This window comes from Pseudomonas sp. B19(2017), assembly GCF_002113165.1.
Classification (GTDB): Bacteria; Pseudomonadota; Gammaproteobacteria; order Pseudomonadales; family Pseudomonadaceae; genus Aquipseudomonas.
The window spans coordinates 164,460-178,108 of sequence record NZ_NEJR01000002.1 but is presented as its reverse complement, the minus strand read 5'-3'; the positions used below and the strand labels follow the sequence as shown (position 1 = coordinate 178,108).

Annotated in this window: 12 protein-coding genes; 10 read left to right on the top strand and 2 right to left on the bottom strand. The window is 64.7% G+C overall.

Features of this window, described 5'->3' with window-relative positions; genetic code table 11:
• Positions 1-86: 86 nt before the first annotated feature.
• Positions 87-746, bottom strand: a complete 660-nt coding sequence (locus CAF70_RS03840) for a pentapeptide repeat-containing protein (protein ID WP_085622338.1) — start codon at positions 744-746, stop codon at positions 87-89.
• 125 nt (positions 747-871) lie between these two features.
• Positions 872-2,764 carry a quinoprotein ethanol dehydrogenase gene (exaA, locus tag CAF70_RS03835; protein ID WP_085622340.1) on the bottom strand — a complete coding sequence of 631 codons (1,893 nt, stop codon included), beginning with the start codon at positions 2,762-2,764 and terminating at the stop codon, positions 872-874.
• A gap of 253 nt (positions 2,765-3,017) precedes the next feature.
• Between exaA and pedF the strand changes: the two genes are divergently transcribed.
• From pedF to CAF70_RS03780, 10 genes are all read left to right on the top strand, one after another.
• Positions 3,018-3,479: a cytochrome c-550 PedF gene (pedF, locus tag CAF70_RS03830; RefSeq protein ID WP_085622342.1), complete on the top strand. Its 462-nt coding sequence runs from the start codon at positions 3,018-3,020 to the stop codon at positions 3,477-3,479.
• A gap of 5 nt (positions 3,480-3,484) precedes the next feature.
• Positions 3,485-4,360: an ABC transporter substrate-binding protein gene (locus tag CAF70_RS03825; RefSeq protein ID WP_085622344.1), complete on the top strand. Its 876-nt coding sequence runs from the start codon at positions 3,485-3,487 to the stop codon at positions 4,358-4,360.
• Between the two features lie 146 nt (positions 4,361-4,506).
• Positions 4,507-5,274, top strand: coding sequence for a quinoprotein dehydrogenase-associated SoxYZ-like carrier (locus CAF70_RS03815; protein ID WP_085622348.1), 768 nt, complete (start codon positions 4,507-4,509; stop codon positions 5,272-5,274).
• A gap of 40 nt (positions 5,275-5,314) precedes the next feature.
• Positions 5,315-6,247: a quinoprotein relay system zinc metallohydrolase 1 gene (locus CAF70_RS03810; protein ID WP_085622351.1), complete on the top strand. Its 933-nt coding sequence runs from the start codon at positions 5,315-5,317 to the stop codon at positions 6,245-6,247.
• A gap of 157 nt (positions 6,248-6,404) precedes the next feature.
• Complete coding sequence (pedH, locus tag CAF70_RS03805) at positions 6,405-8,189, top strand: PQQ-dependent alcohol dehydrogenase PedH (RefSeq protein WP_085622353.1); 1,785 nt, start codon at positions 6,405-6,407, stop codon at positions 8,187-8,189.
• A gap of 162 nt (positions 8,190-8,351) precedes the next feature.
• Positions 8,352-9,872 carry an aldehyde dehydrogenase family protein gene (locus tag CAF70_RS03800; RefSeq protein ID WP_085622355.1) on the top strand — a complete coding sequence of 507 codons (1,521 nt, stop codon included), beginning with the start codon at positions 8,352-8,354 and terminating at the stop codon, positions 9,870-9,872.
• A gap of 255 nt (positions 9,873-10,127) precedes the next feature.
• Positions 10,128-10,199 (top strand): pyrroloquinoline quinone precursor peptide PqqA, encoded by a 72-nt coding sequence (gene pqqA, locus CAF70_RS03795; RefSeq protein WP_003253598.1) that lies wholly within the window; start codon positions 10,128-10,130, stop codon positions 10,197-10,199.
• 51 nt (positions 10,200-10,250) lie between these two features.
• The gene (gene pqqD, locus CAF70_RS03790) at positions 10,251-10,523 is read left to right on the top strand and encodes a pyrroloquinoline quinone biosynthesis peptide chaperone PqqD (RefSeq protein ID WP_085622357.1); all 273 of its coding nucleotides are present in this window, start codon (positions 10,251-10,253) and stop codon (positions 10,521-10,523) included.
• An 89-nt stretch (positions 10,524-10,612) separates the two neighbouring features.
• A complete protein-coding gene (ercA, locus tag CAF70_RS03785) occupies positions 10,613-11,776 on the top strand; it encodes an alcohol dehydrogenase-like regulatory protein ErcA (protein WP_085622360.1) in 1,164 nt (387 codons plus the stop codon).
• Entirely contained in the window at positions 11,760-13,487 is a 1,728-nt protein-coding gene (locus tag CAF70_RS03780) for a NahK/ErcS family hybrid sensor histidine kinase/response regulator (RefSeq protein WP_085622362.1), read from the top strand. Before ercA ends, CAF70_RS03780 begins: the two co-directional genes overlap by 17 nt.
• Positions 13,488-13,649 lie beyond the last annotated feature (162 nt).

Genomic DNA, 13,649 nt, shown 5'->3' with positions numbered 1-13,649 from the left:
GCGACTCGGTATATGGCACCGGCTTCGCCGGTGTTCGCGGGTGAACCCGCTCCCACAGGGGAACAATGTGCCCAAGCACGCTTTGCTCAATTGTCCCAGGTCTCAGGGCACCCCTTGCACCCCTCCATGTTGGCCTCCTGAAAATTCCCGTAATGCTGCCGCGCCCCGCGCAGATCGGCGCGGGCCAGGTTGCTCTGGCCAAACTTGGCCTCCTGCAGGTTGGCATCGCCAAGGTCGGCCCCTTGCAGGTCAGCCTTGCTCAGCCAGGCCATTTCCAGGTCCGCCGCGCGCAGGTTGGCCTGGTGCATCTTTGCCCCTGACAACCTGGCGAACTGCAGGTAGGCCGCGCTCAGGTCGGCGTCGGCAAATTGCGCACCCTGGGCAAACAGGCCCCAGCCCTGAATGGCCACAAGCCGGCCATGGCTCAGGTCGGCCAGGCGCAGGTTGCTCTGCTGCAGGCTGGCGCGGGTCAGGTTGGCGCCTTGCAGGCTGGCCTTTTCCAGGTTGGCCAGGTCCAGCCGGGCATGGCGCAGGTCGGCATCGCGCAGGTCGGCGCCGGCCAGGTTCATCTTGCGCAGGTCCTGGTTGGCCAGGTTGGCACCGCGCAGGTCTGCCCCCGGGCACTGGCTGGCCTCGGCAATCACGCAGCCGTTGATGGTAAGAGGGGGATCGTTGCCAGCGTCGTCGGCATTCTCGGCCATGGCAGGGGACAGCACGATCAGCAAGGCAAGTGGCAGGTAGTTCATGGCGAAAGGCTCTCGATGTGAAGTCGGGTATACATGCTGGGGCCGCTTTGCGGCCCATCGCCTGCAGGAGCAGCACAAGGCAGCTCCTACAAGCGACAGGCTGCACCGCAGGTCAGCTCAGGCAGTCACCGCTGTGCAGTCTTGTTGTCCCAGCTGGGGATCTTGAATACCCAGAACGAACCGCCCTGGGCCACCGGCTTGGTCAGCTCGGCCATGTCGCCGCCCCACAGCGGTACTGCGCCGCCGTAGCCCACGGTCACGCCGATGTACTGCTCGCCGTCCTGTTCCCAGGTGATCGGCGGCGAGACGATGCCGCTGCCGGTCTGGAACTTCCACAGCTCCTTGCCCGTTTTGGCGTCGAAGGCCTTGAAGAAGCCGTCGCCGGTGCCGGTGAACACCAGGTTGCCCTTGGTCGCCAGCACGCCAGCCCACAGCGGCAGGTGTTCCTTGTGCTCCCACACCAGTTTGCCGGTGGTCGGGTCCATGGCGCGCAAGGTGCCGACGTGGTCGTCGTACATGCGCTTGATGCGGAAGCCCATGCCCAGGTAGGCCGAGCCCTTCTTGTAGTTCACTTCCTCGGTCCAGTATTCCTCCTTCCACTGGTTGCCGGGGATGTAGAACAGGCCGGTGTCCTGGCTGTAGGCCATGGGGTTCCAGTTTTTGCCGCCCAGGAACGGTGGCGAGACTTCCACCGGTTTGCCCTTGGTTTCACCTGGCAGCGGCTTGGGCGGGCGTTGACCGGGGTTCTCCACCGGGCGACCGGTCTTGAGGTCGATGTGGCTGGCCCAGGTGATGTTGTCGACGAAGGGGAAGGCGTTCTGCAGTTTGCCGTTGCTGCGGTCCACCACATAGAAGAATCCGTTGCGGTCGGCGTGGCCGGTGGCCTTGACCACTTTGCCGTCCTTGCCCTTGTAGTCGAACAGCACCAGCTCGTTGTTGCCGGAGAAATCCCAGGCGTCGTTGGGCGTATGCTGGTAGAACCATTTCACCTCACCGGTGCTCGGGTCGACGCCGACCTGCCCAGAGGTGTACAGGCTGTCGAAGTCCTGCGGGTTGCCGTCCTTCGAGGTGCGCGCCCAGGTGTTCCAGGGGCCGGGGTTGCCAGCGCCGACAATGATGGTGTTGCTCTCGGGGTCGAAGCTGGCGCTTTGCCAAGGCGCACCGCCGCCGTGGCTCCAGGCTTCGACCTTGCCGGTTTCGGTGGTGGGGTCGTCCGGCCAGGACGGCGCCTTGACGTCACCGGTCGGGGTGCTGTCCTTGCCGTTCAGGCGGCCCATGTGGCCTTCGACGAAGGGCCGCATCCACACCTCTTCGCCGGTGTCCGGGTCGCGGGCGAACAGCTGGCCGACCACGCCGAATTCATCGCCGGAGCTGCCGTGGATCAGCAGTACCTTGCCGCTGGTCTTGTCCTTGATCAGCACTGGCGCGCCGGTCATGGTGTAGCCGGCGGCGTGGTCACCGAACTTCTTGTTCCACACCACTTTGCCGGTGCGCTTGTCGAGGGCGATGACCCGCGCGTCCAGGGTGCCGAAGTAGATCTTGTCACCGTAGATCGCCGCGCCGCGGTTGACCACATCGCAGCAGGGGCGAATGTTGTCCGGCAGCCGGTGGTTGTAGGTCCACAGGCGCTTGCCAGTCTTGGCATCGAGGGCGAACACCCGCGAATAGGAGCCGGTGACGTAGACCACGCCGTCGCTGACGATGGCCTGGGATTCCTGGCCGCGCTGTTTCTCGTCCCCAAAGGAGTAGGACCACGCCGGGGTCAGCTTGAACACGTTCTGGTCGTTGACCTGGGCCAGCGGGCTCCAGCGCTGGGCGTTGGTACCCATGCCGTATTGCAGCACGTCCTGGGTGGTCAGGTGGTCGTTGGCGATGTCTTCCCAGGTCACGTTCTTGCTGGCAGGTGCCGGGGCGGTGGCCGCAGTGGCCATGCTGCCGAGGGCCAGGCTACCGGCCAGCAGCAGGGCCCGCACGCTGAGGGCCAGAGGGGAAGGGGCGGGTAGCGTTCTTGTTGTCATGGTTGCAGTTCCCAGTGGAGGTTTTGGCCTGCACAGGGTGGGACGGGGCGGGCGTAGCCGGATACGGAAAAATTCCCGCCCTTGCCGGGAATAGTTCCCGCAGGGCACCTCATTTGGCCCTTCGCCACAAGCCCTACTACCAAGGGAGTAAGGCGCGGCCACCAAAGCAGCATTCGGCCGCCTGCGGGCTGTTTCTAAGATGGCGGCACGGCCTCTGTGGTTGAGGCCTGCGTGCAATCGTGAGGGCATAAAAATGACAACAAAACGCAACGTCTTGCTGGCTGCCGGGCTGCTTGCCAGTGCAGTGCTGACTGGCACGGCCTGGGCACATGGCAATGTGGTGCCGCAGGCCGTGGAAACCCAGGGCCTGACCCCGATCAAGGACGCCGGCGTTACCCTGGACGCCGATGGCTGGGCGGCGGTCAACCCGTACCGCACCTCTCCCGAGCACGACAAGGCCGTGGAAATCGGTGCCTCCGCCTACAACCAGAACTGCGCCGCCTGCCATGGCCTGGAGGCCAAGTCCGGCGGTATCGCCCCGGATTTGCGCATGCTCGATGCCGGCGAGGCGGGGGATGAATGGTTCGTCGAACGGGTACGCCATGGCGCCGTTCGCGACGGCCGGGTGTACATGCCGAAAATGGCCGACTACCTGAGCCAGGAAGCCCTGTGGGCGGTGCGTACCTACCTGGACAGCGTGCACGTCGAGGAGTGACGGCCATGCGTCTGTTGGCGGTGCTGTTGAGCGGCCTGCTGTTGTGTTGCGCAGCGGCGCAGGCACAGGTGCGCAGCTACGACGCGATCATCGCTGCCGGTGAGCTGAAGGTGGCGGTGTACAAGGACTTTGCGCCCTATAGCTTCCAGGACCACGGCCAGCCACGCGGTGTCGATGTCGAGCTGGCGCAGGCACTGGCGGCGGCGTTGGGGGTGCGCTTGCAGCTGATCTGGGCGCCGCCGGGAGAAAAGCTCGACGACGATCTGCGCGACTACATCTGGCGCGGCAGCCCGCTGCGCCACCAGCAACTGGCCGACCTGATGATGCGGGTGCCATACGACCATGCCTATGCGCAGCGACGCAACGAGGTAGGCGAGCTGGAAAACGCCCAGGTGGTCATGTTCGGCCCTTATCAGGAGGAGCGCTGGCAGGTCGCCTATGATCGCCGCCGCCTGCCCTCGGTGGCCAGTGTCGCGGTGTTCCGGCAGCACCCGATCGGGGTCGAGGTGGACAGCGTGCCGTCGTTCTACCTGACGTCAGTGTTCAACGGCATGCTGGGTGCAAAAACCCATCATTACCCCAATGTGCAGCAGGCCTTCGATGCCATGCAGGCCGGCCAGGTCGACGCGGTGATGGCGATGCGCGGCGAGGTTGACTGGCAGCTGCACCGCACCGCCGACCCGCAACTGGCCCTGGCGGAAAACGCCTACCCGAACCTGGGCAAGCAGGCCTGGGAGATCGGCATGGCGGTGCATGAAAGCAACCGGCAACTGGCCTATGCGGTGGAGGAGGCGCTTGAGGCGTTGATTCGCGATGGGCGGATGAAAGCGATTTATGCCCACTACGGTCTGCGCTATCAAGTCCCGGAAATGTATCAGTAGCGCATGCGTATCCCTGTGGGAGCGGGCATGCCCGCGAAGCAGGCACCGCGGAGGATGGCACGGGCTTCGCCCGTGTTTGCGGACACGCCCGCTCCCACAGGGGCGGCGCTGGCTCAATGGACAATTGTTTCATCAAGGAGTGGGCGATGAACTGGCGAGCAACGTTGCTGCTGGCCTGCTGGATGCCCTGGGCCGCACAGGCCCAGGCCAGTGAGCCAGGTAGCCAGAAGGACCCGGTGCCGTCAGTGATGTGGGACTTCTACCACAAGCAGCTGCTCGGCCAGGCCGCATTCGTGTTCGATGACCGGGTCAAGCTGCTGGCGCCACCCTTTGCCGAGGACGCCCGCCAGGTACCGCTGGAGATCGACGCCCGGGCGTTCAGCGGCGAGGTGGTGCGGATCCTCGCCTGGGCCGAACTCAACCCGCTGCCGCGCATTGTCGACTTCCAGCCTGGCGAGCGCGTGCTGCCCTGGTTGTCGATCCGTATCCGTATCGAACAGGCTACACCGCTGCGCGCTGCGGTGCTGACGCGCGACGGCCTGTGGCATGTCGGCTCGACCCTGATCGATGCCGCCGGTGGCGGTTGCACCGCACCCAGCGTGGTACGCACTCAGCCCGGCTGGGAGGAGCACCTTGGTGAAGTCCTCGGCGGGCGCTACCCGCGCGGCGACAGCAGCCGCCTGCGCCTGCAGGTGGCCCACCCGATGGACAATGGCCTGGTCAGCGGCATTCCCGAATTCTTCCTCAACCATGCCGAGCTGCAAGGCGCGGACGGCCAGCGCCTGGCCAGCCTGGAACTGTACCCGGCAGTCAGCGAAAACCCCAACCTGGGCTTCGACATTCAGGGCCCCGGGCCGACCCGGTTGGTGTTGCAGGACAACAGCGGCAACCAGTTCGAGGCGGCAGTGCCCTGAGCGTGTTGCCTGACTTCACCCCCGACCAGAGGCGCCCGTCATGCGTTGCATTCTGCTGTTGCTGCTGTGCCTGGGCTTGCCGGCCTGGGCCGACCTGGACTATCGGCTCAAGCCCCGGCAGATCGCCGAGGGCACCTGGCTGCTGGAGGGCAGCACCGACAATTTTGCCAAGGACAACGGCGGCAATATTGTCAACACCGCGTTCATCGTCACCGACAGCGGGGTGGTGGTGATCGACAGCGGGCCGTCGAAACGCTACGGGGAGGCCTTGCGCCAGGCCATTGCGGCCACCACCGCCAAGCCGGTGGTCGAGGTGCTGCTGACCCACCATCACCCCGACCACGTACTGGGCAACCAGGCCTTTGCCGATGTGCCAATCGGCGCCCTGGCCGGCACCCGCGAGCTGCTGCGCCAACAGGGCGAGGCCATGGCCGAGAACATGTACCGCCTGGTCGGTGACTGGATGCGCGGTACCGAGGTGGTACTGCCGACCCGGGTGCTGGAGCCGGGTATCCATGAGGTGGGCGGGCACCGCCTGCGGCTGCTGGCGCTGGGCGGGCATACCGGGGCCGACCTGGCAATTCTGGATGAAACCACCGGCGTGCTGTTCGCCGGCGACCTGGTGTTTTACGAGCGCGCGCTGACCACGCCCAACAGCCCGGGGCTGGAAGTTTGGCTAAAGGACCTGGACACCTTGCAGGCGCTGCCCTGGAAGCAACTGGTACCCGGTCACGGGCCGCTGGCCAGCGATACCCGGCCGTTTGCCCAGATGCGTGATTATCTGGGCTGGCTGGATGGGCTGATGCGTGACGGCGCGGCGCGTGGCGATGACATGGCCGAAATGATCCGCAGCCCGATCCCCGAGCGGTTTGCCGGTATCAGCCTGACCCGTTACGAGCTGATTCGCAGTGTCAGCCACCTGTACCCGCGTTACGAACGCCAGCAGCTGCGGCGCGTGGACAGCAAGGGCTGACAAGGCCGCTCAGGGATCGCGTCAGTGCCCAGTCCCATACCAAGGAACTAGAAAACTCCGCACTGCGGGCAATTGTTGGCAATCGGGTCGGGCCCAAGAATTCCCGACACACCGGGAAGTTTTCCCGGATACAACAAAAAAACCAAAGGTAGCCGTCATGACCCGATCCCCACGTCGTCCCGTGTTCGCCTTGAGCCTGGTGCTCAGCGCCATGCTGCTTGCCGGTGCAGCCCACGCCGCTGTCAGCAATGAAGAAATTCTCCAGGACCCGAAGAACCCGCAGCAGATCGTGACCAATGGCCTGGGCGTGCAGGGCCAGCGCTATAGCCCGCTGAACCTGCTCAATACCGACAACGTCAAGGACCTGCGGCCGGTCTGGGCGTTTTCCTTCGGGGGCGAGAAACAGCGCGGCCAGCAGGCCCAGCCGCTGGTCAAGGACGGGGTGATGTACCTGACCGGCTCCTACTCGCGGGTGTTCGCCGTGGACGCGCGTACCGGCAAGAAGCTGTGGCAATACGATGCGCGCCTGCCCGATGACATCCGCCCGTGCTGCGACGTGATCAACCGCGGTGTGGCGCTGTACGGCAACCTGGTGTTCTTCGGCACCCTCGATGCCAAGCTGGTGGCGCTGAACAAGGACACCGGCAAGGTGGTCTGGAGCAAGAAGGTGGCCGACCACAAGGAAGGCTACTCCATCAGTGCCGCGCCGATGATCGTCAACGGCAAGCTGATCACCGGTGTTGCCGGTGGCGAGTTTGGCGTGGTGGGCAAGATCCAGGCCTACAACCCGGAAAACGGCGAACTGCTGTGGATGCGCCCGACCGTGGAAGGGCACATGGGCTACGTGTACAAGGACGGCAAGGCGATCGAAAACGGCATTTCCGGCGGCGAGGCGGGCAAGACCTGGCCCGGCGACCTGTGGAAGACCGGCGGAGCGGCGCCCTGGTTGGGTGGTTACTACGACCCGGAAACCAACCTGATCCTGTTTGGCACCGGCAACCCGGCACCGTGGAACTCGCATTTGCGTCCGGGCGACAACCTGTACTCCTCGTCGCGCCTGGCCCTGAACCCCGACGATGGCACCATCAAGTGGCACTTCCAGAGCACGCCGCATGATGGCTGGGACTTCGACGGCGTCAACGAGCTGATTTCGTTCAACTACAAGGACGGCGGCAAGGAGGTCAAGGCCGCTGCCACTGCTGACCGCAACGGCTTCTTCTACGTGCTGGACCGCACCAACGGCAAGTTTATCCGCGGCTTCCCCTTCGTCGACAAGATCACCTGGGCCACCGGCCTGGACAAGGATGGTCGGCCGATCTACAACGAGGCCAGCCGGCCGGGCGCACCGGGTAGCGAGGCCAAGGGCAGCTCGGTATTCGTGGCCCCGGCGTTCCTCGGTGCCAAGAACTGGATGCCGATGGCCTACAACAAGGACACTGGCCTGTTCTACGTGCCCTCCAACGAGTGGGGCATGGACATCTGGAACGAAGGCATCGCCTACAAGAAGGGCGCGGCATTCCTCGGCGCCGGCTTCACCATCAAGCCGCTCAATGAAGACTACATCGGCGTGTTGCGCGCCATCGACCCGGTCAGCGGCAAGGAAGTCTGGCGCCACAAGAACTATGCGCCGCTGTGGGGCGGGGTACTGACTACCAAGGGCAACCTGGTGTTCACCGGCACGCCGGAAGGCTTCCTGCAGGCGTTCAACGCCAAGACTGGCGACAAGGTCTGGGAGTTCCAGACCGGCTCCGGCGTGCTCGGCTCGCCAGTAACCTGGGAAATGGACGGCGAACAGTACGTTTCGGTGGTTTCCGGCTGGGGCGGCGCGGTGCCGCTGTGGGGCGGCGAAGTGGCCAAGCGGGTCAAGGACTTCAACCAGGGCGGCATGCTCTGGACCTTCAAGCTGCCCAAGCAACTGCAAACGGCAAGCGCCAGTCGCTAAGCCGGTCACCTGCCGCTTGCTGCCAGGGACACTGCAGCAAGCGGCCTTACTACCAAATGACGAGAGCCCCGCTGCCAACGATGCATTCGCCCGGCAGGCGGGGCTTTTTACCATCGGCTCATCGCCTGTCGCCGGACAGGCATCGACCCACAGAGGCTCAGCATGATCTACGCACAACCCGGAACCCCAGGCGCCATCGTGTCCTTCAAGCCACGCTACGGCAATTTCATCAACGGCGAATTCGTGCCGCCGCTGGGCGGCCAGTACTTCACCAACAGCTCGCCGGTCAACGGCCAGCCGATTGCCGAGTTCCCGCGCTCTGGTGCCGAGGACATCGAGCGGGCCCTGGACGCCGCCCATGCCGCTGCCGAGGCCTGGGGCAAGACCTCGGTGCAGGACCGTGCGCTGGCGCTGCTGAAAATCGCCGACCGCATCGAGCAGAATCTTGAAGTACTGGCGGTTACCGAAAGCTGGGACAACGGCAAGGCCGTGCGCGAAACCCTCAACGCAGACGTGCCGCTGGCGGCGGACCACTTCCGCTACTTCGCCGGCTGCATCCGGGCCCAGGAAGGCGGCGCCGCCGAGATCAACGAAGGCACCGTGGCCTACCATATCCACGAGCCGCTGGGCGTGGTCGGGCAGATCATCCCATGGAACTTCCCGCTGCTGATGGCCGCGTGGAAACTCGCTCCGGCACTGGCCGCCGGCAACTGCGTGGTACTCAAGCCAGCGGAACAGACACCACTGTCGATCACCATTTTCGCCGAGCTGATCGCCGACCTGCTGCCGGCAGGCGTGCTGAACATCGTCCAGGGCTTTGGCCGTGAAGCCGGCGAGGCCTTGGCCACCAGCAAGCGCATCGCCAAGATCGCCTTTACCGGCTCCACCCCGGTCGGCTCGCACATCATGAAGTGCGCGGCCGAGAACATCATCCCGTCCACCGTCGAACTGGGCGGCAAGTCGCCGAACATCTTCTTCGAAGACATCATGCAGGCCGAGCCCGCGTTCATCGAAAAGGCCGCCGAAGGCCTGGTGCTGGCGTTCTTCAACCAGGGTGAAGTGTGCACCTGCCCATCGCGGGCGCTGATCCAGGAGTCGATCTACGAGCCGTTCATGGCCGAGGTGATGAAGAAGATCGCCAAAATTACCCGTGGCAACCCGCTGGACACCGAGACCATGGTCGGCGCCCAGGCCTCGGAGCAGCAATATGACAAGATCCTTTCCTACCTGCAGATAGCCCGCGAGGAGGGCGCGCAGCTGCTCACCGGTGGCGGTGCCGAGCGGCTCGACGGCGACCTGGCCAGCGGTTACTACATCCAGCCGACCCTGCTCAAGGGCAACAACAAGATGCGCGTGTTCCAGGAGGAAATCTTCGGCCCGGTGGTCGGCGTGACCACCTTCAAGGACGAAGCCGAAGCGCTGGCGATCGCCAACGACAGCGAGTTTGGCCTGGGCGCGGGGTTGTGGACCCGTGACATCAACCGTGCGTATCGCATGGGCCGTGGGATCAAGGCCGGGCGTGTGTGGACCAACTGCTACCACCTGTACCCGGCGCATGCGGCGTTCGGTGGCTACAAGAAGTCCGGGGTAGGCCGCGAGACGCACAAGATGATGCTCGATCACTACCAGCAGACCAAGAACCTGCTGGTGAGCTACGACATCAACCCGCTGGGCTTCTTCTAAACCTCTTCGCGGCCTTCGCGGGCTCGCCCGCTCCCACAGGTATTGCACTGGTCTTGAAACTTGTGCAGTCCCTGTGGGAGCGGGCGAGCCCGCGAAGAGGCCGGCACTGCACTGCCATGCACAGATCCACAGCAGCTCCGTGTTACCCCTACCAACGCACCCCGCAAACCTGTCCCAAAGTAGCATTCGGCCCCGTCGCCCCTCGTGCATTAATGCCTGTACCGGAATCGCCCGGCACAACAAGAGGACTGCCCCATGTGGACTAAACCCGCCTTTACCGACCTGCGCATCGGCTTCGAAGTGACGATGTACTTCGCCAATCGTTGATGCCTGTCCGGCCATCGTCGCGATGGCCGGTCTTCTCTCGCGCACCCGCCTGTGAACCTGATCGATCGTGAGCAAGCCCTGGCCTTGCGCAAAGGCTTTCGCCTGCGCTGGGAGCCGCACCAGGCGTGCCATGTGCTGTTGTACCCCGAGGGCATCATCGAGCTCAACGCCAGCGCCGGCTGGGTGCTCGAGTTGCTGGACGGTCAGCGCAGCGTGGCGGCGGTCATCGACCGCCTGGCACAGCGCTTTCCCGGTGTAGCGGGGCTCGACGAAGACATTCTGGCGTTCCTGGAGGTGGCCCGTGCCAAGTACTGGATCGAATGAGCCGTGCCCCCGCTTTGGTCTGGTTGCTTTCGTCACGGGATGCTTTACGCTGGCGGTTACCTTCCAGAACAATAAGAACAGGCTTTCCGATGAGCCAGAGTTTCAGCCCGCTTCGCAAGTTCGTTTCGCCCGAGATCATCTTTGGTGCCGGCTGCCGGCATAACGTTGCCAATTACGCCAAGACCTTCGGTGCGCGCAAGGTGCTGGTGGTCAGCGACCCCGGTGTGATTGCCGCCGGTTGGGTGGCGGACGTGGAGGCCAGCCTGCAGGCCCAGGGCATCGACTACTGCCTGTACAGCGCCGTATCGCCCAACCCGCGGGTGGAAGAGGTGATGCTCGGTGCCGAGATCTATCGGCAAAACCATTGTGATGTGATTGTCGCGGTTGGCGGCGGCAGCCCGATGGATTGCGGCAAGGCCATCGGCATCGTGGTCGCCCACGGGCGCAGCATCCTCGAATTCGAAGGCGTGGACATGATCCGCGTGCCCAGCCCGCCACTGATCCTGATCCCGACCACGGCCGGCACCTCGGCGGACGTGTCGCAGTTCGTGATCATTTCCAACCAGCAGGAGCGCATGAAGTTCTCCATCGTCAGCAAGGCGGTGGTGCCGGACGTGTCGCTGATCGATCCGCAAACCACCCTGAGCATGGACCCGTTCCTGTCGGCCTGCACCGGCATCGATGCGCTGGTGCATGCCATCGAAGCCTTCGTTTCCACTGGCCACGGCCCGCTGACCGACCCCCATGCGCTGGAGGCCATGCGCCTGATCAACGGCAACCTGGTGGAAATGATCGCCAACCCCAGCGATATCGCCCTGCGCGAGAAGATCATGCTGGGCAGCATGCAGGCGGGGCTGGCGTTTTCCAACGCGATCCTGGGGGCTGTCCACGCCATGTCGCACAGCCTGGGCGGGTTCCTCGACCTGCCGCACGGCTTGTGCAATGCGGTGCTGGTGGAGCACGTGGTGGCGTTCAACTACAGCTCGGCGCCGGAGCGTTTCAAGGTGATCGCCGAAGTGCTGGGCATCGACTGCCGCGGCCTCAACCACCGGCAGATCTGCGCGCGCCTGGTGGAGCACCTGATCGCGCTGAAGCATGCCATCGGTTTCCACGAAACCCTGGGCCTGCATGGGGTGCGCACGGCCGATATCCCGTTCCTGTCGCAACACGCCATGGATGACCCGTGCATCCTCACCAACCCGCGTGCGTCGAGCCAGCGTGATGTCGAGGTCGTCTATGGCGAGGCCCTCTGACGAGCAGCAGCGGGCGCTGGCCGGGCTGCTGGGGCTGGGCGACCACTCGGCGCGCAAGAGCCATTACCCGGAGCTGGCGGCGCGTCTGGACGAGCTGGAGGCCGAACGCAACCGCTATAAATGGCTGTTCGAAAACGCCGTGCACGGGATTTTCCAGGCCAGCCTGCAAGACGGCATGCGTGCCGCCAACCCGGCGTTGGCACGCATGCTTGGTTACGACAACCCGCAAGCGTTGCTGTTTCCGCTGACGGACCTTGCCGCCAACCTGTTTGTTGGCGGGGCCGAAGAGCTGCACGCCATAACCGCGACCCTCGCCCGTGAACGCAGCCTGCACGGCTACGAAACCCGCTTGCGGCGCAAGGACGGCAGCCACCTCGATGTGCTGATGAACCTGTTGCTCAAGCCCGGCCAGGAAGGGCTGGTGGAAGGCTTTGTCGCCGACATCACCGAACGCAAGCTGGCCCAGCAGCGCCTGCAGCAACTGAATGACGAACTCGAGCAACGGGTGGCCGCCCGCACCGATGAACTGCTGGAGGCCAACCGCAACCTGCAACAGCAGATCGCCGAGCGCAAGCAGATCGCCCGCGCCCTGCGCGATGCCCGCGACGCCGCGCAAACCGCCAACCGCAGCAAGGACAAGTACCTCGCTGCCGCCAGCCACGACCTGTTGCAACCGTTGAACGCCGCGCGGCTGCTGATATCGACCTTGCGCGAACGGCCACTGCCAGAAGCGGAAAAAGTGCTGGTGGAGCGTACCCACCAGGCCCTGGAGGGCGCCGAAGATCTGCTGACCGACCTGCTGGACATTTCCCGGCTCGACCAGGCGGCGGTCAAGCCGGACGTGGCGCTGTACCGCCTCGACGAACTGTTCGGGCCACTGGTCTCGGAGTTCTGCACGGTGGCCGATGCGGCAGGCCTGAAGCTGCGCGCGCGCATTGGCGACTACGCCATCAGTACCGACCTGCGGCTGATGACGCGTATCCTGCGCAACTTTCTCAGCAACGCCTGCCGTTATACCGACGAGGGCAGGATTCTGCTGGGGGCCAGGCGCCGCGGCGATCACTTGCGCCTGGAGGTGTGGGATACCGGGCGGGGCATTGCGGCGGATCGGCTGCAGGCCATTTTCCTCGAGTTCAATCAACTGGATGTTGGCCGCGCCGCCGACCGCAAGGGCGTGGGCCTGGGGCTGGCCATCGTCGAACGGATTGCCAAGATTCTCGGCTACCGGGTCGAGGTGCGCTCGTGGCCAGGGCGTGGCTCGATGTTCAGCATCGAGGTGCCGATCGGCGAAGCCATGCCGGAGCCTGTTCACCAGGCTTCGCCGCAGCCGGGCGCCGGCAACCCGTTGCCGGGCCGCCGCCTGCTGGTAGTGGACAACGAAGTGAGCATCCTCGAGAGCATGGGCGCACTGCTCGGGCAGTGGGGCTGCGAAGTGGTTACCGCGACCGACCAGGCCGGAGCCTTGCTGGCGCTGCAGGGGCGGGCACCGGAATTGATCCTGGCGGATTTTCACCTGGACCACGGCGTGGTCGGCTGCGAGGTGGTCAGGCATTTGCGCGAACATTTCGGTGTCGCCATTCCCGCGGTGATCATCACTGCTGACCGCAGCGATCAGTGCCGACGCGCCTTGAACAAACTCGGCGCGCCATTGCTGAACAAACCCGTCAAACCGGGGAAGCTTCGCGCAGTGTTGAGCCAGTTGCTGGGCTGATGCCTCAACTCCACGGCCTTGCGCGGCCCCTTGTAGGAGCGGCCTTGTGTCGCGACAGGGCCGCTCCTACAGGGGTTCGCGCAGTGCCAGGTAGCTGTTCCCGAAATGGGACTCAGTGTTGCGGATGCCAGGCCGGGAAATTCGCCAGCGGTTCAGTTCCTC

Bases quoted from the DNA above. Each gene is read 5' to 3' on its own strand.
- CAF70_RS03840 (WP_085622338.1), bottom strand. From the start codon at position 746: ATGAACTACCTGCCACTTGCCTTGCTGATCGTGCTGTCCCCTGCCATG.
- exaA (WP_085622340.1), bottom strand. From the start codon at position 2,764: ATGACAACAAGAACGCTACCCGCCCCTTCCCCTCTGGCCCTCAGCGTG.
- pedF (WP_085622342.1), top strand. From the start codon at position 3,018: ATGACAACAAAACGCAACGTCTTGCTGGCTGCCGGGCTGCTTGCCAGT.
- CAF70_RS03825 (WP_085622344.1), top strand. From the start codon at position 3,485: ATGCGTCTGTTGGCGGTGCTGTTGAGCGGCCTGCTGTTGTGTTGCGCA.
- CAF70_RS03815 (WP_085622348.1), top strand. From the start codon at position 4,507: ATGAACTGGCGAGCAACGTTGCTGCTGGCCTGCTGGATGCCCTGGGCC.
- CAF70_RS03810 (WP_085622351.1), top strand. From the start codon at position 5,315: ATGCGTTGCATTCTGCTGTTGCTGCTGTGCCTGGGCTTGCCGGCCTGG.
- pedH (WP_085622353.1), top strand. From the start codon at position 6,405: ATGACCCGATCCCCACGTCGTCCCGTGTTCGCCTTGAGCCTGGTGCTC.
- CAF70_RS03800 (WP_085622355.1), top strand. From the start codon at position 8,352: ATGATCTACGCACAACCCGGAACCCCAGGCGCCATCGTGTCCTTCAAG.
- ercA (WP_085622360.1), top strand. From the start codon at position 10,613: ATGAGCCAGAGTTTCAGCCCGCTTCGCAAGTTCGTTTCGCCCGAGATC.
- CAF70_RS03780 (WP_085622362.1), top strand. From the start codon at position 11,760: ATGGCGAGGCCCTCTGACGAGCAGCAGCGGGCGCTGGCCGGGCTGCTG.